Origin of the sequence: Streptomyces sp. NPDC017225, assembly GCF_044331465.1 — a bacterium.
In the GTDB taxonomy this organism is placed as follows: domain Bacteria; phylum Actinomycetota; class Actinomycetes; order Streptomycetales; family Streptomycetaceae; genus Streptomyces.
Map to the genome: position 1 here is coordinate 45,362 of NZ_JBIRNE010000002.1, position 21,682 is coordinate 67,043.

The 21,682-nt window shown below is 72.6% G+C and carries 16 protein-coding genes and 3 pseudogenes; 13 read left to right on the forward strand and 6 right to left on the reverse strand.

What is annotated here, in order from left to right; translation table 11 throughout:
• The first annotated feature begins 216 nt into the window (after nt 1-216).
• Nucleotides 217-2,673: a hypothetical protein gene (locus ACH4NX_RS03835; RefSeq protein ID WP_398129948.1), complete on the forward strand. Its 2,457-nt coding sequence runs from the start codon at nt 217-219 to the stop codon at nt 2,671-2,673.
• A 43-nt stretch (nt 2,674-2,716) separates the two neighbouring features.
• Here the strand turns inward: ACH4NX_RS03835 and ACH4NX_RS03840 are convergent, their stop codons facing one another.
• From ACH4NX_RS03840 to ACH4NX_RS03855, 4 genes are all read right to left on the reverse strand, one after another.
• Nucleotides 2,717-5,155, reverse strand: a complete 2,439-nt coding sequence (locus ACH4NX_RS03840) for a right-handed parallel beta-helix repeat-containing protein (RefSeq protein WP_398129947.1) — start codon at nt 5,153-5,155, stop codon at nt 2,717-2,719.
• 108 nt (nt 5,156-5,263) lie between these two features.
• Nucleotides 5,264-5,869, reverse strand: coding sequence for a hypothetical protein (locus ACH4NX_RS03845; RefSeq protein WP_351397770.1), 606 nt, complete (start codon nt 5,867-5,869; stop codon nt 5,264-5,266).
• Between the two features lie 249 nt (nt 5,870-6,118).
• Nucleotides 6,119-6,946, reverse strand: a complete 828-nt coding sequence (locus tag ACH4NX_RS03850; RefSeq protein WP_351397773.1) for an MOSC N-terminal beta barrel domain-containing protein — start codon at nt 6,944-6,946, stop codon at nt 6,119-6,121.
• Between the two features lie 42 nt (nt 6,947-6,988).
• Nucleotides 6,989-7,429: a DUF6643 family protein gene (locus ACH4NX_RS03855; protein WP_351397776.1), complete on the reverse strand. Its 441-nt coding sequence runs from the start codon at nt 7,427-7,429 to the stop codon at nt 6,989-6,991.
• A gap of 299 nt (nt 7,430-7,728) precedes the next feature.
• Between ACH4NX_RS03855 and ACH4NX_RS03860 the strand changes: the two genes are divergently transcribed.
• The gene (locus ACH4NX_RS03860; protein WP_398129964.1) at nt 7,729-8,991 is read left to right on the forward strand and encodes a TerD family protein; all 1,263 of its coding nucleotides are present in this window, start codon (nt 7,729-7,731) and stop codon (nt 8,989-8,991) included.
• Nucleotides 8,992-9,012: 21 nt separating this feature from the next.
• Here ACH4NX_RS03860 and ACH4NX_RS03865 read toward each other — a convergent pair whose 3' ends face one another.
• Nucleotides 9,013-10,239 carry a glycosyltransferase gene (locus ACH4NX_RS03865; RefSeq protein WP_398129946.1) on the reverse strand — a complete coding sequence of 409 codons (1,227 nt, stop codon included), beginning with the start codon at nt 10,237-10,239 and terminating at the stop codon, nt 9,013-9,015.
• Nucleotides 10,240-10,296: 57 nt separating this feature from the next.
• Here ACH4NX_RS03865 and ACH4NX_RS03870 point away from each other — a divergent pair, with 57 nt between their 5' ends.
• The 6 genes and pseudogenes from ACH4NX_RS03870 (at nt 10,297) to ACH4NX_RS03895 (ending at nt 17,050) form a co-directional block, all read left to right on the forward strand.
• Entirely contained in the window at nt 10,297-11,082 is a 786-nt protein-coding gene (locus ACH4NX_RS03870; protein ID WP_351397782.1) for an aspartate/glutamate racemase family protein, read from the forward strand.
• Between the two features lie 79 nt (nt 11,083-11,161).
• Nucleotides 11,162-11,704, forward strand: a complete 543-nt coding sequence (locus tag ACH4NX_RS03875) for a hypothetical protein (RefSeq protein ID WP_351397785.1) — start codon at nt 11,162-11,164, stop codon at nt 11,702-11,704.
• A gap of 232 nt (nt 11,705-11,936) precedes the next feature.
• Complete coding sequence (lnt, locus tag ACH4NX_RS03880) at nt 11,937-13,550, forward strand: apolipoprotein N-acyltransferase (protein WP_398129945.1); 1,614 nt, start codon at nt 11,937-11,939, stop codon at nt 13,548-13,550.
• A 68-nt stretch (nt 13,551-13,618) separates the two neighbouring features.
• A complete protein-coding gene (locus tag ACH4NX_RS03885; RefSeq protein ID WP_398129944.1) occupies nt 13,619-14,098 on the forward strand; it encodes an NUDIX hydrolase in 480 nt (159 codons plus the stop codon).
• A gap of 54 nt (nt 14,099-14,152) precedes the next feature.
• Nucleotides 14,153-14,953 (forward strand): 3-hydroxybutyrate dehydrogenase, encoded by an 801-nt coding sequence (locus ACH4NX_RS03890; protein WP_398129943.1) that lies wholly within the window; start codon nt 14,153-14,155, stop codon nt 14,951-14,953.
• 109 nt (nt 14,954-15,062) lie between these two features.
• Nucleotides 15,063-17,050 (forward strand): annotated as a pseudogene (locus ACH4NX_RS03895) (helix-turn-helix domain-containing protein).
• Nucleotides 17,051-17,365: 315 nt separating this feature from the next.
• On the opposite strand, the pseudogene ACH4NX_RS03900 reads toward ACH4NX_RS03895, so the two are convergent.
• Nucleotides 17,366-17,971: pseudogene (locus tag ACH4NX_RS03900) on the reverse strand (MFS transporter); the annotation flags it as partial.
• Between ACH4NX_RS03900 and ACH4NX_RS03905 the strand changes: the two are divergent.
• The 5 genes and pseudogenes from ACH4NX_RS03905 to ACH4NX_RS03925 form a co-directional block, all read left to right on the forward strand.
• Nucleotides 17,918-18,220, forward strand: a pseudogene (locus tag ACH4NX_RS03905) (3-hydroxyacyl-CoA dehydrogenase family protein); the annotation flags it as partial. The pseudogenes ACH4NX_RS03900 and ACH4NX_RS03905 sit on opposite strands and share 54 nt — an antisense overlap.
• A 13-nt stretch (nt 18,221-18,233) precedes the next feature.
• A complete protein-coding gene (locus ACH4NX_RS03910; RefSeq protein ID WP_351397794.1) occupies nt 18,234-18,494 on the forward strand; it encodes a phosphopantetheine-binding protein in 261 nt (86 codons plus the stop codon).
• A gap of 13 nt (nt 18,495-18,507) precedes the next feature.
• Nucleotides 18,508-19,668: an acyl-CoA dehydrogenase family protein gene (locus tag ACH4NX_RS03915; RefSeq protein WP_351397798.1), complete on the forward strand. Its 1,161-nt coding sequence runs from the start codon at nt 18,508-18,510 to the stop codon at nt 19,666-19,668.
• 23 nt (nt 19,669-19,691) lie between these two features.
• Nucleotides 19,692-20,735 carry an HAD-IIIC family phosphatase gene (locus ACH4NX_RS03920; RefSeq protein ID WP_351397800.1) on the forward strand — a complete coding sequence of 348 codons (1,044 nt, stop codon included), beginning with the start codon at nt 19,692-19,694 and terminating at the stop codon, nt 20,733-20,735.
• On the forward strand, nt 20,732-21,517 hold the full coding sequence (locus ACH4NX_RS03925; RefSeq protein WP_351397801.1) for an alpha/beta fold hydrolase: 786 nt from the start codon (nt 20,732-20,734) through the stop codon (nt 21,515-21,517). Before ACH4NX_RS03920 ends, ACH4NX_RS03925 begins: the two co-directional genes overlap by 4 nt.
• Nucleotides 21,518-21,682 lie beyond the last annotated feature (165 nt).

Sequence of the window (21,682 nt, forward strand, 5' to 3'; positions counted from 1 at the left end):
CCCACTCCTGTGCGCGGACGTCCCATCCTCGCACGCCACGCCCGGGGCCGCGCCACCGACTGTCAGCCGCGCACAAGTCCCTCCCGTCCCCTTCCGGCGTCACCTGGCAGACGGTTCGGGGAGATTCCGTGCCGAGGGGTGTGCGCAGCCCACTCAGCGGAGATCCTTGTGCCCGCACGGACAGAGCCGACGGCGCGTCACGGGGGAGTGCGGACAGTGGAACAGGCGCAGGAACCGGCCGGGACGGGCGGGCAGCACGCCCCCGGACCGCGCGACGGGACAGACGGGACAGACGGGACGAACGGGAGAGACGGGGTGGACGGGCAGGGCGGGGGAGAGGGAAGGACCGGCACCGCCCTGGAACTCCTGGTGCACGGAGTGGGCGGCACGACACCCGCCGAGATGCTGGACGACCCGCGGACCGTGCGGGTCACCGGCGACCACATCGCGGCCGTCTTCCGGCGCGCCGAGGACGCCGACGCCGAGTCCCGGCCGGAGGACTACCGGGGACGACCGGTGCCCGAGGCCTACGTCTGGTGCAACCTCACCTCCGGCAACGGCACCCGCGCCCTGTGGCTGCTGCTTCTGCCCTTCATGGTGGTCAACCTCGCCCACTGGATGCGGCCCACCGCCCAGGGCCGGCCCCGGACGGTCCGCCTGTACGGGCTGCTGGTGCGGCTCGCGGGCCTGACCCTGACGGTGCTGCTGGTCGCCGCGGCCTGCGAGGTCGCCCTCGACCTCGTGGCGTGGCAGTGCGCGGGCACGCACGCGTGCGCCGAGCGGCACTCCTGGCTGGGCTTCCTGTCGCCACAGATGTCGGAAGGCGGCTGGTGGAGCACGCCGGGCCGCAGGCTCGCCCTCGCGGCCGCGGTGCCCGCCGCGCTCACCGGCCTGCTGTGGTACCTGTCGCTGCGCACCTGGCGGGCGTACGAGTCCCAGCCGCCGGTGGACCGCGAGTCCGGCCCCGAGGAGGGCCCCGGCCGTACCGCCCTGGGCCGGCCCGGGTTCTGGTACGGGCGCCGCCTGGTGGCCCGGCTGCGCGCCGCGCACACCGCCGCGGCCCTGCTGACGGTCGCCGCGGCGGTCGGCGCGCCGGCGGCCCGCTTCGACCGCCGGGCGGGGGGACCCGCGCCGCTCGACACGCTGGGCTGGGCCCTGGAGACGGCGCTGGCCGCCGGGGCGGTCGCCGTGGTGGCGGTGGTCTGCCGCCGGGGCCGCAGCGAGAACCGTCTCGACCGGGAACTCGACGAGCACCTCGTACGACGCCTGCCGCTCGCCGCCCTCGCCCTTCTCGTCCTCGCTCTGCTGTACGGAGGCTGGGCCCGCCCGGAGTGGACGTCGGCCGGGCGGCTGCCGGGGGACATGACGTTCGGCGGCATCACCCTGGTGCAGGGACTGCTGGTCATCGCCCTCGCCGTGGTCGCCCACGTCCTCCACCGCAGCCTCCCCGACGCCCGCGTCGCGATGCGCGGCCTCGGCGGCCCCGCCGTCGCCATGCTGGCCTGCGCCCTGGGCGGCGTGATGTCCGGCGGCGTCTCCCAGCGGGTGTCGGACTGGCTGGACGGCACCGGCACCTCCATCGACGGCCCGCCCGTCCTGCTGACCTGGCAGGCGTCCGTCATCCCACCGCTGCTCGTCGTCGTACTGCTGCTGTGCGCCGCGCTCGTCCGGCACACCTGGCGCCTCGCCCGCGCCGAACGGGACGCCGTGGAGGGCGACCACCCCGGGGAGGCCGGGGACCCGGGACGCACCCGGCGCATCGCCCTCACCCGCGCCCTGGCCACCCTCACCGACCGGGCCCCCCTCCTCGTCGCCATCACCTCCGCCGTCACCCTGCTGCTCGGTGCCGGAGCCCTGGTGGGCGCCCTGACGACCGACCGGGTGCCCGGCGAGGCCGCGCGCGGCACGTACGCCGTCGTGCACGGCGCCGCGCAGACCGCGCAGGCGCTGGGCTCCTGGCTCATCGGCCTCGGTTTCATACTGTTCGTCACCTGGGGCAGGCGCGCCTACAAGGACGCCTCCGCCCGGCGCACCATCGGCATCCTGTGGGACGTCGGCACCTTCTGGCCGCGCGCCGCCCACCCCTTCGCACCGCCCTGTTACGCCGAGCGCGCGGTGCCCGACCTCACCTGGCGGATGGCGACCTGGACCCGGGCCACCGGCGGGCGGCTGGTCATCTCCGGGCACTCGCAGGGCAGCGTCCTCGCCGCCTCCGCGGCCTGGCAACTGGAGCCGTCCGCCCGCAAACGGGTCGCGCTGCTCACGTACGGCTCACCGCTGGAGCGGCTGTACGGCCGCTGGTTCCCGGCCCACTTCGGACCGGACGCGCTCGGCTCGCTGCACGAGGAGGTCGACTGCTGGCGCAACCTCTACCGGCGTACCGACCCCATCGGCGGCCCGATGCGGCTGCCCGGCGACTCGGGTCCGGCGGTGGACCGCGCGCCCCTCAAGGACCCGCTCACCTACGGCCGCACCGAACTCCACCCGCTGCCCGCGCCGATCCTCGGCCACTCCGACTACCAGGCCGATCCGGCCTTCGCCGAGGAACGGCAGCGCCTGCTGGCCCGGTTGCGCCCGGATGTACCGGCGCCGCGCCACGACGGCCGGCCGGCGCCCGTCGTCCCCCCGGCGCCCGTCGTCCCCCCGGCGGACGGTGGAGCCCGGGACCGCTGAGGCCTGCCGGGGTCGTCGCCCGCGGCGGCCCCGGCAGGCCCCGCTACGGCAGCTCCGGAAGGTCCTCGGCGTAGAGGAGGGTCAGGTCGTCCGTGCTGGGGTCGGCCACCTGGGCGACCCGGCTCGCGTGCCGCTCCACCATCGCCTCGAACGTCTGGCGGGCGGTACGGCCGTTGCCGAAGGCCGGGCCCTTCGGGATCGCCGTGAAGTACTTCGTCAGCGCCTCGGCCGCGCCCGGCGCCAGCCGGTACTCGTGCTCGTCGGCCTGCTGCTCCACGATCCGCAGCAGCTCCTCGGGCCCGTAGTCGCCGAAGGTGATGGTCCGTGAGAACCGGGACGCCACCCCGGGGTTGACGGACAGAAAACGCTCCATCTCCGCCGTGTACCCCGCGACGATCACCACGACCGCGTCACGCTGGTCCTCCATCAGCTTCACCAGCGTGTCGATGGCCTCCTTGCCGAAGTCCCGGCCCGCGTCCTCGGGGGACAGCGCGTATGCCTCGTCGATGAACAGCACGCCGCCGTGCGCCCGCTGGAACGCCTCCTGGGTGCGGATCGCCGTGGAGCCGATGTGCTCGCCGACCAGATCGACCCGGGACACCTCGACGAGGTGCCCCTTGTCCAGTACGCCGAGGGAGGCGAGTATCTCGCCGTACAGCCGGGCGACCGTCGTCTTTCCGGTGCCCGGGGAGCCGGTGAAGACCAGGTGCCGTTTGACCGACGCGGCCTTCAGCCCCGCCTGCCGCCGGCGCCGGCCCACCTCGATCATGTCGGTCAGGGCCCGCACCTCGCGCTTGACGCTGTCCAGGCCAACCAGCGCGTCCAGTTCGCCGAGGACGGCCTTCGAGGTACGTGTCGGCTCCGGCGGCCCGGCGCCCGCGATCAGGGGCTCCTGCTCGGTGCTGCGCTGCCCGGGGATGGAGCCCAGCAGGCCGGGGGAGTGGCTCACCGTCTGCACGACCGGTTCCGGCGCGGCGGGCGGGGCCAGGCCGCCGCTCTCGTCGCTGGTGCAGTCCTCGACGAGCGGACCGGAGTCGTACGCCGTGTCCGGTCCGCCGTCCGCGAACTCGTACCCGCCCCGCGCACACCGCTCCGTACGGCACTTGCGCAGCGTCGTACGGCAGCCGTCGATCACATGGAAGCCGTAGCCGGTGCTGCCGGTCACGCGGCAGTTCAGGAAGCTGCCGCGGCCTCCGGCCGACACGTAGACCCCCGCCTCCGAGGGGGAGTCGACCGTGCAGCGCTCGATGGTGGGGTCGGCGCCCTTGGTGACGATCACGCCGGTGCGGTTGCCGTCCAGGGTGCAGTTGTTCAGGGTGCCGCCGCTGCCGTGGTCGCGGAACCACGCGCCCGTGGCGGCGTCCCGGATGCGGCAGTCGTCGAGCTGCGCGGTGGCGCCGTCGCTCACCGACACGGCCGTGTTGCGCACCTGGGAGAGGTCGCTGTCGACGACGTCCGCGCGCGATCCGCGGTCGAGGACGAACAGCGCGTCGGGCACGTCGTGCACCCGGCAGGAGTCGAGCACCGCGGTCGCGCCGTCACTGACCCAGACCGCCGGGTAGTCGCCCGTGCTGTCGAAGATCTCGCACTGGTTGGCGTCCACGCGCGTGCCCGGGTCCCACACCGACAGGCCGTTGCGCCCGAACTGCCGCACGGTGGTGCGGGTCAGGGTGAGGACGGAGCGGGAGCGCAGGTCGACCGCGTTCTCCGGGATCTCGTGGATGCGGCAGTCGGCGAGCGTGAGCACCGCTTCCGTGTCGAGCGTGACGCCGTCGCCGGTGGTGCGGTGCACGTCGCAGTCGGTCATGTGGGCGGTGGCCCGGCCGGTGACCTGCACGCCGCTGCCCCGTACCTCGTAGACCTCGCAGCCCACGGCCTCCAGCGAGGATCCCTCGCCCGTCGCCGTCAGGCCGGAACCCGCGGCGTGGTGGACCCGGCAGCGCTCCAGCCGGGGGTGCGCGCCGGAGCGCACCGCGACGCCCGCCTGACCGGCGGAGACGACCTCGCACTCCTCGAAGACGCCGCCCCCGCCGTCGAGGACGGCGATGCCGACACCGGCCGGATTGTCGACGCTGCAACGCCGCACCGTCGGACGGGCGCTGCCGCGCACCTCTATCCCGGACGCGGAACGCGTGACCACCCGCAGCCCCAGCAGTTCCGGCGTGCCCTCCTCGACGAGTACCGCGGGCGCCGCCGCGTCCTGGCCCTCCACGTGCAGGTCCTGGACCACCGCCGAGGCGCGCACGGTCAACGGGACGCCGTCGACGGGCGCGATCCGGACGGAACCCAGGGCGCCCTCGGGCCCGCGCAGGGTCACCGCCCGCTGGACGACGAGGTTCTCCCGGTAGGTCCCGGGGGCGACGGTGAGGACGTCACCGTCGGCCGCGGCCTCCAGGGCGGCGGCGAGCGATGCGTACTCACCTGTGCGGCGCCGCCACCGCGAGGTGCCGGTGTGCGTCACCTGGACCGTGCCCTGTGCCATGGCGTTGCCGTGCCCCCACCTCGTCGTACGCGGGTTGTCGCCGATTTGGTTCGGCCGGTCCACCGTAGCGTGCGCGCAGGTGGTGAGTTGACCGGAGGCGGAAGCCCGTCAACTGTCCGCGCCGGTCCTGCCCCAGTCCGGGCCCGCCCGGCCCCATTCCCGCTCCAGGCGGGCGTGACGCCGGCGCACCATGCGCCACACGACGATCCGCCGGGCGGTCTCGATCAGGGCCGCGGCCGACACCGCGGCGCCGGCCCCGGCGAGCACGGCGTGCGTCGTCGCGGTCGCGGAGTCCAGCGGGCGGGCCAGCGTCCGGCCCTGCGCGTCGGTCCAGATCGCGAACCGGTCTCCGGCGCGCGGATCGTCGACGCCCACCAGGACGGGGGCCTCGTGCCGAGAGCCGTCCGGTGCCGTCCGGGCGGCGAGGACGCGGCTGCGCAGGTCCCCGGCGGACAGCCCCTCCGGGTCGATCGTCGGCTGTGAGCGCTCCAGGGCACGGATCACGGTGGCCGCCACCCGGTGCCGGGTCTCGTGCTGTTCGCGCACCGACCGCCGCAGGGCGTTCTGTGCCGCGCCACCCACGAGCACGCCGGCCGGCGGCGCCACCGACAGGATCAGCAGCAGTCCGGCCAGCGCCACCCACGCCTCGGCCAGGTCGGTCGTGCGGCACAGCGGATTGTGCCGCCAGCGCCAGAGCCCCGTGATCGCCCGCACGACGTCCGCCCCTTTCCCGCTCCGTGCCCCCCGGTCGAGCCGTTCACGCGCGGGTCGGTCCGGGAGGGCGCGCCGCCTACCTGCCGGTGGCGCCTCCCGGCCGGATTCTCATGAACGTCTCATGAAGCCCAACGCGCGGGCCCGGAACCGGGTTCCCGCCCGCCGGCCGCTACCCGTGGCCGCTACCCGTGACCGGTCCCCGCAGGGGAAACGGACTCCCAGCGGGCTCTCGGAAGGGGGCAGTGGCCGTCACTCGACGACCCGCACCGGGTCGCCGACCCGGATCGTGCCGCGGCCCACCGGGACCAGGTTCTGCCCGAAGACCAGCTTGCCGCCGACGCGGCGGTGCTGCCCGAGGCTGTGCAGGGGCTCACTGCCTCGCCCGGCGGTGCCCTGGTCGGTGGTCGTCACGACGCATCGCCCGCACGGCTTGACGACCCGGAAGGAGACCTCGCCGACGGCGATGCGGGACCACCCGTCCTCGGCCCACGGCACGGTGCCGGAGACGACCGCGTTCGGCCGGAAGCGGTCCATGGGCAGCGGGCCCTCGGCCGCGTGCTCGCCCTCGGCGATCAGGGAGTTGAGGGCGTCGAGGGAGGCCGTCGTCACGAGCAGCAGCGGAAAGCCGTCGGCGAAGGAGACGGTCTCGCCCGGCAGCGCGTACCGCGGGTCCACGGGCCGGCTCGTGGCGGGATCGTCCAGGTACACCAGCCGCACGTCCGTCCCGAGGAAGGCGCTGCACCAGGCATGCGCGGCCTCGTCCCGGGCGGGGAGCACCTCGACCTTGTCGCGGAAGATCTGCGCCACGACGGTGCCCGCCGCGCGCGGGACCGGCACCGTGAGCGGCTCCCGGCCGGGCGCGGACAGCCGGACGCCGCCGCCGGGCAGAAGCTCGGCGGCGGCAAGGGCGAGGCGCGGCTGCTGGCGTTGTGTGACGACCTTTCCCCCGTCGTCGATCAGCATCCAGCGGCGGTCTCCGGTCAGCCCCCAGGGCTCCACGACGGCCTCCCGGAGCGACAGGCTCCGGAACGCCTTGACCGGATGGACGTGAATCGACTGCAGTCGCGCGTTCCCCATGAGGACATCGTGCCAGGTGGCACGGGCGCCCTCGGGGACGGCTCAGTAGCCGCGGTACTGCTGCTGGTTGTACGGGTCCTGGTACGGCGCGGGGGCCGGCCGGGGAGCCGCGGGGCGCATCGCCTCGTACCCCGCGGGACCGGGCGCGGCCGGGCGTGGCTGCTGTGGCTGCTGGGGGCCGGGGTATCCGCGCGGCGCGGTGGCCTGGTGCGGGATGTACGCGGCCGGGGCCTGCTGCAGCGGGGCGGGCTGCGGTGCCTGCTGCGGGTAGCCGTAGGAGGGCTGGGACGGGCCCGCCGGGAGGGCGGGCAGAGCCGAGGGAAGCGCGGGCAGGTGGCTGCCCGGCACGTCGTACGCGGCGGGGACCCGGATCGGGGCGATCTGCGGGGTGCCCCGCTCGGCCACGAGCGAGTCGTAGATCGGAGTGTCCGGGAAGGAGGCGGAGTAATAGCCGCCGCCATAAGTGGAGCGGGGGGAGGTCATGGCACATAAGTTAAGCCCACGATGTGCTGGTTGGGGAGACCGATAAGAGGGTTGTTTTCCGTGTCCGCCGTGACCTGGCATCCCCAATACGAGCGAACTTCGCAAAATAGGGCGTCACGCCACGAGATCTCGGGGTAAAGGCCGAGTTCCGGGCGGGTTACCGGCGGTTGTCCGGGCGTCTCCCCCCTGCTCGGCGTGAGGGGGGCGCGGCGGGGGGAATAGGTTGGGCTCGGAGAACTTGGCGAACCGCCGGGACGCGGCCCGGTTCGGTGAAACACGCGATGGGGGCGGACATGTCAATGTCGAAAGGGTCGAACACCCCGGTGCCCACGACGGCGTCGCGGGTGGAACTGGGCTGGCGATCCGGCCCCGGTGTGCCCGACGCGGACGCCTCGGCCCTCCTCCTGGTGGGCGGGAAGGTCCGTTCCGACGCGGACTTCGTCTTCTACAACCAGCCGGCGCACTCCTCCGGCGCGGTCCGCCACGAGGGCAAGCGGGACGCCGGCGGCCGGGTGACCGACAGCCTGCTCGTCGACCTCGCGCGCGTGGAGCCCGCGATCGAGACCGTGCTCCTCGCCGCCTCCTCGGACGGCGGGCCGTTCGGGCGGATCCCCGATCTGTACATCGAGGTCCGCGACGCCGAGCGGAACACCGTGCTGGCCCGTTTCGACAACCCGGGCGCGACCGTCGAGACGGCCTTCGTGCTCGGGGAGTTCTACCGACGCCAGGGCGCGTGGAAGTTCCGCGCCGTCGGCCAGGGTTACGACAGCGGGCTCGAGGGACTGGCCACGGACTACGGCATCTCGGTGGACGAGCCGCAACAGGCGTCCCCGGCCGCCCCACCGGCAACGCCGGCCGCCCCGTCGGCACCACCGGCCCCCGCAGTCACCCCGCCCCCGCCCACGGCGCCCCCCGCCGAGCCGGTCCGCCTGACCAAGGTCACGCTCACCAAGGCGGCACCCTCCGTGTCGCTGACCAAGCAGGGCGGCACCTCGGGCTCCTTGCGCGTCAATCTCAACTGGCAGGTGCGCAAGCAGTTCTCCGGCTGGGCCCGCAAACTGGGCCGCCCGGCCGCCACGCACGACGACCTCGACCTCGACCTGTGCTGCCTGTACGAACTCACCGACGGCAGCAAGGGAGTCGTCCAGGCCCTCGGCAACGCCTTCGGCTCCCTGCGGCAGCCGCCCTACATCCACCTGGACGGCGACGACCGCACCGGCGCCGTGTCCTCCGGAGAGAACCTCACCGTCAACCTCGACCACCAGCGGTACTTCCGGCGTGTCCTCGTCTTCGTCACCATCTACCAGGGCGCGCGCTCCTTCGCCGACCTGAACGCCACGGTCACCCTCCGGCCGCAGCACGGTGCCCCGGTCGACTTCTCGCTCGACGAGTGCACGGTCCCCTCGACGGTGTGCGCCCTCGCGCTGATCACCAACACCGGCAGCGACCTGGTCGTCCGGCGCGAGGCCCGCTACCTGGTGCCCGAACGCGGCGTGAGCCCGCAGCGGACCGTCGACCACGCCTACGGGTGGGGCATGAACTGGACCCCCGGCCGCAAGTGAGGAACGTGCCGGCCCAGGCGCTCAGCCTTCGTCGGGCACGGCGCCCGGACGGGCGTAGGTGCGGCCCTTCCACGCCGCACCACGTCCCCGGTAGTGCTGCACCGCGGAGTCGACCGTCATCAGGAGATACAGGAACGCGGTGAACGGCAGCAGCCAGGCGAGCCACACCGGCTGCCGGTAGTAACGCAGCATCGGCACGTACGTCCCCGCCATCACCAGCCACGAGGCGGCGCCGAGGACGGCCGTCGTCGTACTCCCCGTCGCCGCACCCACGACCACCGCCACCGGCGGCACCAGGTACACCAGCGCCAGGCCGACGACCGTTCCGGCGAGCACCAGGGGGTTGTGCCGCAGTTGCGCGTACGCGCTGCGCGAGACCATGCGCCACAGGTGGTGCAGCCGCGGATACGGACGCACACTGTCCACCCGGTCGGCCAGCCCCAGCCAGACGCGGCCGCCGCTGCCCTTCACGGCCCTCGCCAGGGCCACGTCGTCGATGACGGCGTGCCGGATGGCGTCCGGGATCCGCGCCCGCTCGGCGGCCTCGGTGCGCAGCAGCACGCAGCCACCCGCCGCTGCCGCCGTCCGCGTCCCCGTCTTCCCGGCACCCCCGTTCGCGTCGGCGCCGTCCTCGCCGATCCACCGGAACGGGTACAGCTGCGCGAAGAAGTAGACGAAGGCCGGCACCACGAGCCGCTCCCAGACGCTCTGGACCCGCAACCGGGCCATCTGCGAGACGACGTCGAAACCACCGGCACCGGCCGCCGCCACCAGCCGGCGCAGACTGTCCGGCGCGTGGGCGATGTCGGCGTCCGTCAGCAGCAGGTACTCGGGCTCACGCGCGCGTGCCAGAGCGATGCCGTGGCGCACCGCCCACAGCTTGCCCGTCCAGCCGGCGGGCGGTTCCCCGGGCGAGGCCACGGTGAGCGGCAGACCCTCCTGCCGCCGGGCCAGCTCGCAGGCCAGTTCTCCCGTGCCGTCCGTGCTGCCGTCGTCGATCAGGAAGACCTCCACCCGCCCCGGATAGTCCTGGGCGAGCAGCGGCGGCAGGCTCGCGGGCAGCATCGCCGCCTCGTCACGTGCCGGGACGACGACGCACACGGAGGGCCAGGCGGCGGGCTCCTCCAGGAGCGGCAGTCTGACGTCCGTACGCCAGAAGAAGCCCCGGGCGAGCAGCAGCCACAGCCAGGCGGCGAGGGACAGGGCGGTCACGACGGTCACGACGGAGGTCCACGCATCTGCGCTCACGTGCGAAGTCTGCCCCACGGCCACGGCCCGCAGCGGCCCATCGTCTATGGTGGCTCGGTGAAGATCGCTCTCATGGACTCCGGAATCGGTCTGCTGGCGGCCACCGCCGCGGTACGGCGCCTGCGCCCGGACGCCGATCTCATCCTCTCCCTGGACCCCGACGGCATGCCGTGGGGACCGCGGACCCCCGAGGACCTGACCGAGCGGGCCCTCGCCGTCGCCGAGGCCGCCGCCGCACACCGTCCCGACGTCCTGATCGTCGGCTGCAACACCGCCACCGTCCACGCCCTGCCCGCGCTGCGTGCCCGGCTGGAGCCCGCGCTGCCGGTCATCGGCACCGTCCCGGCGATCAAGCCCGCCGCGGCCGGCGGCGGCCCCGTGGCGATCTGGGCCACGCCCGCCACCACCGGCAGTCCTTACCAGCGCGGTCTCATCGAGCGGTTCGCCGGCGGCGCGGCGGTCACCGAGGTGCCGTGCCCGGGGCTCGCCGACGCCGTCGAACACGCGGACGAGAACGCGATCACCGCGGCCGTGGCCGCGGCGGCGGCCCTGACACCCGACGCGGTGACGACCGTCGTCCTGGGCTGCACCCATTACGAACTGGTCGCCGAACGCATCCGCGCCGCCGTGCAGCGCCCCGGCGCCCCGCGCCTCGTCCTGCACGGCTCCGCCGGCGCGGTCGCCGCCCAGGCGCTGCGCCGGATCGGCGCCCGCCCCGACCCCGGGGCGCCGGCCGAGGGCACCCTCACCGTGCTGCTGAGCGGACGTGAGGGCACGCTGCCCGCGCCCGCGCTGGCCTACGACGAGGGCCGGCTCCTGCGAGCGGTGACACCGGCCCGCTGACCGGCGGCGACGCCCGGTCGGCCCAGTCACCCTGCGCGACGAGGTACCCGCGCAGCGAAACATGAGTAACCTCTTATCCATGAGGCATCGCCACGGCGAGACCACCCCCCAGCCGGACGTCTGGACCGGACGTGCCACCAACCGGGTCCAGTGGTTGCTGGCGCTCATCGGCGCGGCCAGCGTGGCACTCGGTATCGCGCTGGCCGTCGACTCGGCCTGGGAGTCGGGCGTCGCCCCGCTGGCCATGGCGGTCGTCGGCTGCATCGCGGCGGGACTCCTGGTCCTCTTCGGCACACTGGCGTTCGTGCACGTCGCCCTGAGAGTCGACGAGGAGTGCCTCGAAGTGCGCTGCGGCCACATCGGCCTGCCCCGTCGCCGCATCCCCCTCTCGCACGTCGTCGGCGCCGAGTTCGCCCCGCACGTCACCCCACGCCACTGGGGCGGCTGGGGCTACCGATGGCGGCCCGAGAAGGGCACCGCCGTCGTCGTACGAAGGGGCGAGGGCGTGATCCTGCGGCTGTGGGACGGCCACACCTTCACGATCACCGTGGACGACGCGGAAGCGGCCGTCCAGGTCATCAAGGAACGGCTGCGGCCCAAGGCACCGGGACCGGCGCACTGAGCGCACCCGCGCCCCGGTGCCGAGCCGCCGTGAGGGCCCGGAGCCGCTCCACGACCGCCTTTCGCACCGGCCCGCCCCACCCGCCCCCGGCACGACGCAACGGCTGGTCGGCGGAGCGCGGACCGCTCCGCACCCGTTGTGCCGAAACGATGCGGCACCGGTCGCCCAGGGCCTCGCGGCGACCGCGGACCGAGCTGTCGGCGGCACGGTCACCCGCCGTACACTCCGGGGGGTGACAGCCACCGCAACCTCCGTCGGCGAGTCGGACCGGACACAGCCGCGGACCACGCCCGCCTCGCGCGTCGCCGCGCGGCTCCCGCGCCTCCTCCCGGCCGCCGCCGCCGCGCTCTCCGGAGTGCTGCTCTACGTCAGCTTCCCGCCGCGCACCCTGTGGTGGCTGGCCCTGCCCGCCTTCGCCGTCCTCGGCGGGGTGCTGCGCGGCCGCGGCTGGAAGGCGGGCCTCGGCCTCGGTTACCTCTTCGGCCTCGGCTTCCTGCTGCCGCTGCTGGTGTGGACCGGCGTGGAGGTCGGCCCCGGCCCCTGGCTCGCCCTGGCCGTCATCGAGGCGGTCTTCGTGGCGCTGGTCGGCGCGGGCGTCGCAGCGGTGTCGAAGCTGCCGGCCTGGCCCGTGTGGGCGGCGGCGCTGTGGACCGCGGGAGAAGCCGCACGTGCGCGCGTGCCGTTCGAGGGCTTCCCCTGGGGCAAGATCGCGTTCGGTCAGGCGGACGGCGTCTTCCTGCCGCTCGCCGCGGCCGGCGGCACACCGGTACTCGGCTTCGCCGTCGTCCTGTGCGGCTTCGGCCTCGGCGAAGCCGTCCGCCTGGCCGTCCGGGCGCGCCGCACCCGAGAGGTACGGCGTGGCGCTGCGGCGGTCGCCCTCCTCAGCGTGGCCGTACCCGTCGTGGGCGCCGTGGCCGCCCGGCCGCTGGTCAGCGACAAGGCGGAGGACGGCACCGCGACCGTCGCCGTGATCCAGGGCAACGTGCCGCGCGCGGGTCTCGACTTCAACGCCCAGCGGCGTGCCGTACTCGACTACCACGCGCGTGAGACGCGGCGCCTGGCCGCCGAGATCAAGGCAGGCAAGGCCGACCGGCCCGACTTCGTGCTCTGGCCGGAGAACTCCTCGGACATCGACCCGTTCGCCAATCCCGACGCCCGCGCGGTCATCGACCGGGCCGCCAAGGCGATCGGCGCGCCCGTCTCGGTCGGCGCCGTCGTGGAACGCGACGGCAAACTGCTCAACGAACAGATCCTGTGGGACCCCGACAAGGGCCCGGTCGACACCTACGACAAGCGGCAGATCCAGCCCTTCGGCGAGTACCTCCCGCTGCGCTCGCTCATCGGGGCGATCAACGACGACTGGACCTCCATGGTCAGCCAGGACTTCAGCCGGGGCACCGAACCGGGCGTGTTCACCATGGCCGGCACCAAGGTCGGGCTCGTCACCTGCTACGAGGCCGCCTTCGACTGGGCGGTGCGCTCCGAGGTAGCCGACGGCGCCCAGATGATCTCCGTGCCCAGCAACAACGCCACCTTCGACCGCAGCGAGATGACCTACCAGCAGCTCGCCATGTCCCGCGTCCGCGCGGTCGAGCACAGCCGGACCGTCACCGTGCCGGTGACCAGTGGGGTCAGCGCGATCATCATGCCGGACGGGAGGGTCACCCAGAAGACCGGCATGTTCGTGGCGGACTCCCTGGTCCAGGAGGTGCCCCTGCGCTCCTTCGAGACGCCCGCCACCCGGCTGGGCGTGCTGCCCGAGATCGCTCTGGTGCTGGCCGCGGCCGGCGGGCTCGGCTGGGCCATCGGCGCCGGTGTGCGCGGGCGACGCGCCCGCGACGTGTAGCCGTACGCCCGCCGCACGCCCCGCGACCTCGCCGGGAGCGGCCCGAGAGGCCCGTTAGGGTCGTGCGCATGGCTACTCCCGACTTCATCCGCGACCTGCGCGCCTCGGCCGGACACCAGCTGCTCTGGCTCCCCGGAGTCACCGCCGTCGTCTTCGACGACGAGGGCCGGGTGCTGCTGAACCGACGGTCCGACAACCGTCGCTGGTCCCTGATCGGCGGCATCCCGGAACCGGGGGAGCAGCCCGCCGCCTGCGCCGTGCGCGAGGTCGAGGAGGAGACGGCCGTACGGTGTGCCGTCGAGCGGGTGGTCCTCGTCCAGGCACTGGACCCGGTCACGTACGACAACGGTGACGTCTGCCAGTACATGGACATCACCTTCCGCTGCCGTGCCGTCGGCGGCGAGGCCCGGGTCAACGACGACGAGTCGCTGGACGTGGGCTGGTTCGCCGTGGACGCCCTGCCGGACCTCAGGGACTTCGGGCAGGCCCGGGTCAAGCAGGCACTGGCCGACGCCCCCACATGGTTCGACCCCACTGGTTGCGTCTGAAGTATGGGGCGTGCCCACATGGGGGGTGGGGCGGAGCCTGCCTAGGGTCGGGACATGACCTCGCCCAGCGTCCTTCCGGCCCCCCACGCCTCCTCGCTCGACCTCGCCGGCCGTACCGCCCTCGTCACCGGCGCCGCCGGCGGCATCGGCCGTGCCTGTGCGCGGCGGCCGGCCGCCGCGGGAGCCAAGGTCCGAGCGATCGACCGGGACGCCGCCGGGCTGGATGCCCTCGCCGGGAGCTGCGGGGGCCTCGCGGGCAGCGTCGAACCCCACGTCCTGGACCTGACAGACCTGGACGCCGCGGAACTCGCCGCCGCCGGCACCGACGTCCTCGTCAACAACGCCGGACTGCAACTGGTGCGGCCGATCGAGGAGTTCCCCCCGGACGTCTTCCACACCGTGCTCACGGTGATGCTGGAGGCCCCCTTCCGGCTCATCCGCGGCGCCCTGCCCCACATGTACGGGCAGGGCTGGGGACGCATCGTCAACATCTCCTCCGTCCACGGCCTGCGCGCCTCGGCCTACAAGGCGGCCTACGTCTCCGCCAAGCACGGGCTGGAGGGACTGTCCAAGACCGCCGCCCTCGAAGGCGCTCCCCACGGCGTCACCTCCAACCGCGTCAACCCCGCCTACGTGCGCACCCCGCTCGTCGAGAGGCAGATCACCGACCAGGCCCGGGCACACGGCATCCCCGAGGAGCGGGTGCTGACCGACGTACTGCTGCGGGACAGCGCCGTGCGGCGGCTCATCGAACCGGAGGAGGTCGCCGAGGCCGTGGCCTACCTGTGCGGCCCGCAGGCGTCCTTCGTCACCGGCACCTCACTGGTCCTGGACGGCGGCTGGACCGCGCACTGAGCAGGGAAGGGCGGGACCGGCCCGCTCACCGAGCCGGGGCGGCGCCCCCGGCGGCCGGGGTTTTCCACAGGGCTGCCGGGACGACCGTGCGAGGGGGAATCCTGTGACCATGTCCCGCGACCACGTGCAGTCCGCCGAGCGCTCCGCCCACGATGCCGGAGCGTCGGCCGGCGACTCCGGCGACGCAGGCGATGCGGTGGCCCCGGCGCCCGCCGCCGTCGAGGCGCCGTTCCTCGAGCTGCTGGCCCGGGGCGCGTCCGCCGACGCCTACGAACGGCCGGTGCTGCTCGCCCGCGCCGAGGGAGGACCGGCCGTGCGGATCACCGCGCTCGAACAGGCGAAGCGCCTCGCCCTGCGCGTGCGCTCCGAACTCGAGGGCCGGCGCAGGCGTGAGGCCGAGCTGTCCGCCCTGTTCGAGACGGCTCACGACCTCGCCGGACTGCGCGACCCGGACGCCGTCCTGCGCGCGATCGTGCAGCGGGCCCGCTCGCTGCTCGGCACCGACGTGGCCTACCTCAGCCGCAACGACCCGGCCCGCGGCGACACCTACATGCGCGTCACCGAGGGGTCGGTCGCGGCCCGCTTCCAGCAACTGCGGCTCGGCATGGGGAGGGACTCGGCGGCCTCGTCGCCCAGACCGCCCGCCCCTACGTCACCGACGACTACTTCGCGGACGCCCGCTTCCAGCACACCCACACCATCGACGCCGGCGTACGGGACGACGGCCTGGTCGCCATCCTCGGCGTGCCCCTCATGCTCGGCCACCACGTCATCGGCGTGCTCTTCGCCGCGGACCGGCGCGCCCGCGTCTTCGAACGCGAACAGATCGCTCTGCTCGGCTCCTTCGCCGCCCTCGCGGCAGCCGCCATCGACACCGCGAACCTGCTCGCCGAGACTCGCTCGGCCCTGGCGGGCCTGGAGCGGGCCAACGAGATCATCCGGGACCGCGGCGGCGTCATCGAGCGTGCCTCCGACGTCCACGACCGGCTCGCCGAACTCGTCCTGCGCGGCGGCGGCGTCCACGACGTGGCCGCCGCCGTCTCCCAGGTCCTGGCCGGCACCGTGGAGTTCACCGAAGCCGCTTCGGCACCGGCGCGCCCCCTGGAGGCGTCCCACGCCGACGGCCACGCGGTGCGGCACGATGACGACTGGATCGCCGCCGTCGCCGCCGGCGACGAGCTGCTCGGCGCCCTCGTCCTGCGCGGCCACCCCGGACTCGACCCCGTCGACCAGCTCACCCTGGAACGCGCCGCGATGGTCACCTCCCTCCTCCTGCTCGCCCGGCGCTCCGCCGCCGAGGCCGAACAGCGTGTCCGCGGCGAGCTGCTGGACGACCTGCTCGACGCCCGCGCCCGCGACCCGCGCCTGCTGGGCGACCGCGCCCGACGGCTGCGCGCCGACCTGGACGCCACCCACGTCGTACTCGCCGCCCGCCTCGACGCCACCGCACCCGACGCCGACGAGGAGGCGGACGCGCGCCGACGCCTGTGGGCCGCGGCCTCCCACCTCGCCGCCACCCGGCACGGCCTGGCCGCCACCCGGGACGGCGGCACCGTACTCCTGCTGCCCCTGACTGACGGGGACGGTGCCACGGACCTGGCCCGCCGTACCGCCCTCCAGCTGGGCAAGGCCGTCCACGAGACCGTCACCGTCGGCGCCTCCGCCCCCGTGGAGAACCTCGCCACGCACCCCGACTCCGTGGCCACCGCGTACACCGAGGCCGGACGCTGCCTCGACGCGCTGCGCCTGCTGGGCCGCTCCGGAGACGGCGCCGCCGCCGAGGACTTCGGCTTCCTGGGCCTGCTGCTGGCCGGGGACCAGAACGTGTCCGGCTTCGTCGAGCGCACCATCGGCCAGGTCGTGGCCTACGACGAGCGGCGCGGCACCGAGCTCCTGCGCACCCTCGACGCGTACTACGCCTGTGGCATGAGCCCCGCCCGCACCAAGGACGCCCTGCACGTCCACGTGAACACGGTCGCCCAGCGCCTGGCACGCGTCGGCCGCCTCCTCGGTGACGACTGGCAGAGCCCCGACCGCGCACTGGAGACACAACTGGCGCTCAGACTCCACCGCCTGTCGGCCCCGGCACCGCACTGACCCCCGCACGCACGGGCGTACGGAGGCCAGAGACAGGACAGGGCACAGGGCGCGTGCCCCCGGCGCCCCGGAGGCGCTCCCCTCCGCCTCCTTCTTGTCCCCGTCTCCGTCCGCGCCTTCGGAAGACGGCATGACCTCGTTGAGGTACCGCCGGCGGGTCTCCTTCGCCACGCCCACGGCGATCAGCGTCAGGACGACCGCGGCGATGACGTAGAGGGAGACCGGGGTGGAGCTGTCGTACTTGTCCAGCAGTGCGGTGGCGATCAGCGGCGCGGGGGCGCCGGCCGCGACGGAGGCGAACTGCGCGCCGTGCATCACCAGGCCCACGGTCACCGCGAGGAGCAGACTGCCGAAGTCACCGGTGTCGATGAGCGTGAAGAACGGGAACATCCACAGCCCGACACCGGCCGCGCCCAGCAGATACACCGGACGCCGCCCGATCCGGTCCGCCAGCGCACCCCAGGCCGGGATGACCGCGAAGTGCACGGCCGAGGCGATCAGTACCGTGTTGAGCGCGCTCTGCTTGGAGACGTCGGCGGCGGTGGTGGCGTAGACGAGGATGAAGGCCGTGATGACGTAATGGCTGATGTTCTCCGCCATCCGCGCGCCCATCGCGATCAGCACGTCACGCCAGTGGTGCCGCAGCACGGCGACGATCGGCAGCGGCTCGGCCTTTGCCTCGCGCGTGGCGGCCTGTGCCAACGCCTGCTTGAAGACCGGCGATTCGTCGACAGACAGACGAATCCACAAACCGACCATGACCAGTACCCCGGAGAGCAGGAACGGTATCCGTCGGCCCCAGCTGTTGAACGCGGAGTCCGACAGCACCGCTGTCAGCAGCGACAGCACCCCGGTCGCCAGCAACTGGGCGTGGCCGACGCGGAGACGGTCGACGAGGTCTTCCGTAGTTGTTTCGGCCACCCGATGGGGCCACTGGAGACCGCGGATCTCATCGGTGTCGACACCATCCTGTACAGCATCGAGGTGCTCCAGGAGCACTTCGGGGACAGCAAGTACCGTCCCTGCCCGCTGCTCAAGCACATGACCGACGCCGGACTGCACGGCCGCAAGTCGGGTGAGGGCTTCTACGCCTACGGCCCGTCGGCCACCTCGCAAACCGGTCCGTCCGCCGAAGGCAGCGGGGCTGTCCGCTCCGTTCCCGTCAACTGAGGAGTGTCCGACCATGTCCGACGACGTTCGCACGCCCATACGTGAGTTCATCTCCGCCAAGTTCCCCGGGATCTCCCTCGCCGACGACGAGGACATCTTCGCCCTGGGCTTCGTCAACTCGCTCTTCGCGATGGAACTCGTCATGTTCGTGGAGAAGACGTTCGGCGTCCGGGTACCCAACGAGCAGTTGCGGCTGGACAGCTTCCGCACCCTCAACGCCATGGCCGACCTGGTGGGCGGGATGACCGACAGCGTCCGCCTGTCGGCCGGATGACCAGGAGTACACGATGACCGTTTCCTTGACCGAGGCCTGTGGCAGCACCGCGGGGGCACCGGAGGACGTGATCGAATCCGTCCGTGACTTCGTGACATCCGACATCGTTCCGTACGCCGAGGAGTGGGACCGGGACGAACGGCTGCCGTCGAAGCTGCTGACCAGGGTGGGAGAGCAGGGGCTGTGGGCCCCCTTCCTCCCCGTCGACGCGGGTGGGTCAGGCATGACGTGGACCACGCTGGGACGTGTCCACGAGGAGATCGGTCGGGGCTGCTCGTCCGTCCGCAGCTTCCTGACCGTGCACACTATGGTGGCCTGGACGGTCCACCGCTGGGGTACCGACGGACAACGGCAGCGTTGGCTGCCCCGCCTGGCCGCCGGTGACCTGCTTGGGGCCTTCTGCCTGACCGAGCCGGACAGCGGCAGTGATGCCTCGGCTTCGGGCACGCTCGCCGAGCCTGCCGGGACCGGCTGGGTCATCAACGGTGAGAAGAAGTGGATGACCGCCGGCCAGGTCGCCGGTCTGCTCCTTGTTTTCTGCCGGACCGAACAGGGGATGAGTGCCTTCCTTGTGCCGGCCGATGCCCCCGGGGTGGAGATCACTCCCCTCACCGGGGTCATGGGCACCAGGGCCAGCATGCTCGCCGGCATTGTGCTGCGTGACGTCCGGGTCGGTCCGGACGCGATGATCGGTCCGCCGGGTTGGGCGGCAGGGACCGTGATGACCGGAGCGTTGGACCTGGGCCGCTACAGCGTGGCTTGTGGATCCGTCGGGATCGTCCAGGCGTGCTTGGACGCCTGCGTCGACTACACCACCCGGCGTTCGGTTCGTGACGGCCGGCTGTCCGAACTCCAGTTGATCCGCCGGAAGGTGACGGACATGGTGGTCAGCAGTCGGGCTGCCCGGCTGCTGTGCGCCGAGGCGGGCCGGCTGAAAGACGCGGACGACCCTGCGACGATCATGGCGACCTGGGTGGCGAAGTACCAGGCCTCCACAGCAGCTACGGCCGCCGCGAGCGACGCGGTGCAGATTCATGGCGCGAACGGCTTCAGCGCCGAGTACCCGGTCGCGAGGATGTACCGGGACTCCAAGGTAGCCGAGATCATCGAGGGCAGCACCGAACTCCAGCAGCTCACCATCGCGACAGAAGCGTACCGGCAGGAGGCAGTATGAACCCCGGTGAGACCACCGGAAGTATGGTTGACAGCAAGCCCCGCCAGGGCCGGATCAAGTGCGTCGTGTGGGATCTCGACAACACTCTGTGGGACGGAGTCCTGCTGGAGGAGGGCCGGGTGGCCGTCCGGCCGGAGGTCGTGTCCGAGATCAAGAGGCTCAACGACCTCGGCGTCCTGCACTCCGTCGCCAGCCGCAACGATCACGCCGCCGCCATGGAGCGCCTTGAAGCCGAGGGGCTCGCGGAGTACTTCCTCTATCCCCAGATCAATTGGAATCCCAAGTCGAGTTCGATCGAGGCGATCGCCAAGGCCATCAACATCGGGTTGGACGCCGTCGCCTTCGTCGACGACCAGCCGTTCGAACGCGCCGAGGTGGAGCACATGCTGCCCTCGGTCCTCACGGTGGATGTCGCCGAGCTCGAACAGGCGCTACAAGCACCGGAGTTTCAGCCGAAGTTCATCACCGACGAGTCCCGGATACGCCGGGACATGTACCGCAGCGCGGCCCTGAGAGACCAGCTGGAGCAGGAGTACACCGGGACCAACGAGGAGTTCCTCGCCACACTCGGCATGCACTTCACCATCTCCCCCGCCGAACGGGAGGACCTGCAACGGGCCGAGGAACTGACCGTCCGGACCAATCAGCTCAACTCCACCGGACGGACCTACTCGTACGAGGAACTGGACGGGCTGCGGCAGTCGCCGGACCATGTGCTGCTGGTCGCGGGCCTGACGGACCGATACGGGACTTACGGCAAGATCGGGCTCGCCTTGGTCGAGCGCGGCCGGCCCGCATGGCACCTGCGTATGCTCCTGATGTCCTGCCGAGTACTGGCGCGGGGCGTCGGAACGGTGCTGCTCAACCACGTGATGTCACTGGCCCGGGACGACGGCGCCGTACTCCGAGCGGATTTCGTGGAGACCGGGCGTAACCGGGTCATGTACGTGACCTATGCCTTCGCTGGTTTCCGGGAGGCTGAACGCGACGGCAACCGGTTGGTTCTCGAGTCCGATCTGCGACAGATCCAGTCACCGCCGGAGTACCTGACGGTCGAGACCCGATGAGCGAAGACGTCAAACAAGCCATGCCGGGAGTGACTGCTGACGGGAGCCTTGCCGGGCTGTGCCTGCCGTTCGGTGAGCCACCACCTGCCGCTCCCCGGTTGTTCTGTTTTCCCAGTGCCGGTGCGAGCGCGGCAGCGTTCGCACCCTGGCGCTCCCTCGTCGGAGAGGGCGTCAGAGTCTGTCCCGTGCAGCCGCCGGGCAGGGCCGAAAGGTTCCGGGAGGCGCCGTACGACCGTTGCGACCAGCTTGTGGGACACCTGGCGGCGGCGCTGAGCGAACAGTTCACCGGGACATACGCGCTCTATGGGCACAGCATGGGTGCGCTGGTCGCCTTCGAATTGGCGCGGGAGATCCGCCGGATGGACGCCGGGCCTCCCGTCCACCTTTTCGTCTCCGGCCGGGCGGCACCTCAACTGCCGGACACCCGGCGTCCCCTGCGTGATCTGCCGGCCGACGAGCTGATCGGCGAAGTAGCCGGTATGGGGGGTACGCCGGAAGCAGTACTGCGAGAGAAGGACCTCATGGCCTTGCTTTTGCCGTTGCTGCGCGCGGACCTGGGGGTCAACGAGACGTACCAGTACCGGCCAGAGCCGCTCCTGGACGTCCCCCTGACGGTCTTCGGCGGCCAAGAGGACCCCCGGGCCGATCGGACCGAGCTGCTGGCCTGGGAGAGTCTCACGCGAGCGCGTTTTCGGTCGCACATGTTCCCTGGAGGGCACTTCTTCATAAACGACCGGCCCCAGGAACTGCTTGAGACGATGGTGATGCCCTTGCGTGGCTGAAAAGATCAGCTTCTTCGGTGATTTCGAGTCGCATTCCGTTGGCATCCCGCTCCGGATTCCTCTGGCTGGTGTCTGAAAATTCGGATATGGGTCGGGGGGTAACCCCACCGACACTCGGGGGCGGGTGCCATGGATGGTGGGCCTCATCTCGCCCTACGGTGAGAA

Excerpts from the sequence above, each read along its gene's own strand:
- ACH4NX_RS03840 (WP_398129947.1), bottom strand. The coding sequence starts at position 5,155 with ATGGCACAGGGCACGGTCCAGGTGACGCACACCGGCACCTCGCGGTGG.
- ACH4NX_RS03850 (WP_351397773.1), bottom strand. The coding sequence starts at position 6,946 with ATGGGGAACGCGCGACTGCAGTCGATTCACGTCCATCCGGTCAAGGCG.
- ACH4NX_RS03855 (WP_351397776.1), bottom strand. The coding sequence starts at position 7,429 with ATGACCTCCCCCCGCTCCACTTATGGCGGCGGCTATTACTCCGCCTCC.
- ACH4NX_RS03860 (WP_398129964.1), top strand. The coding sequence starts at position 7,729 with ATGTCGAAAGGGTCGAACACCCCGGTGCCCACGACGGCGTCGCGGGTG.
- ACH4NX_RS03875 (WP_351397785.1), top strand. The coding sequence starts at position 11,162 with ATGAGGCATCGCCACGGCGAGACCACCCCCCAGCCGGACGTCTGGACC.
- ACH4NX_RS03885 (WP_398129944.1), top strand. The coding sequence starts at position 13,619 with ATGGCTACTCCCGACTTCATCCGCGACCTGCGCGCCTCGGCCGGACAC.
- ACH4NX_RS03890 (WP_398129943.1), top strand. The coding sequence starts at position 14,153 with ATGACCTCGCCCAGCGTCCTTCCGGCCCCCCACGCCTCCTCGCTCGAC.
- ACH4NX_RS03910 (WP_351397794.1), top strand. The coding sequence starts at position 18,234 with ATGTCCGACGACGTTCGCACGCCCATACGTGAGTTCATCTCCGCCAAG.
- ACH4NX_RS03915 (WP_351397798.1), top strand. The coding sequence starts at position 18,508 with ATGACCGTTTCCTTGACCGAGGCCTGTGGCAGCACCGCGGGGGCACCG.
- ACH4NX_RS03920 (WP_351397800.1), top strand. The coding sequence starts at position 19,692 with ATGGTTGACAGCAAGCCCCGCCAGGGCCGGATCAAGTGCGTCGTGTGG.
- ACH4NX_RS03925 (WP_351397801.1), top strand. The coding sequence starts at position 20,732 with ATGAGCGAAGACGTCAAACAAGCCATGCCGGGAGTGACTGCTGACGGG.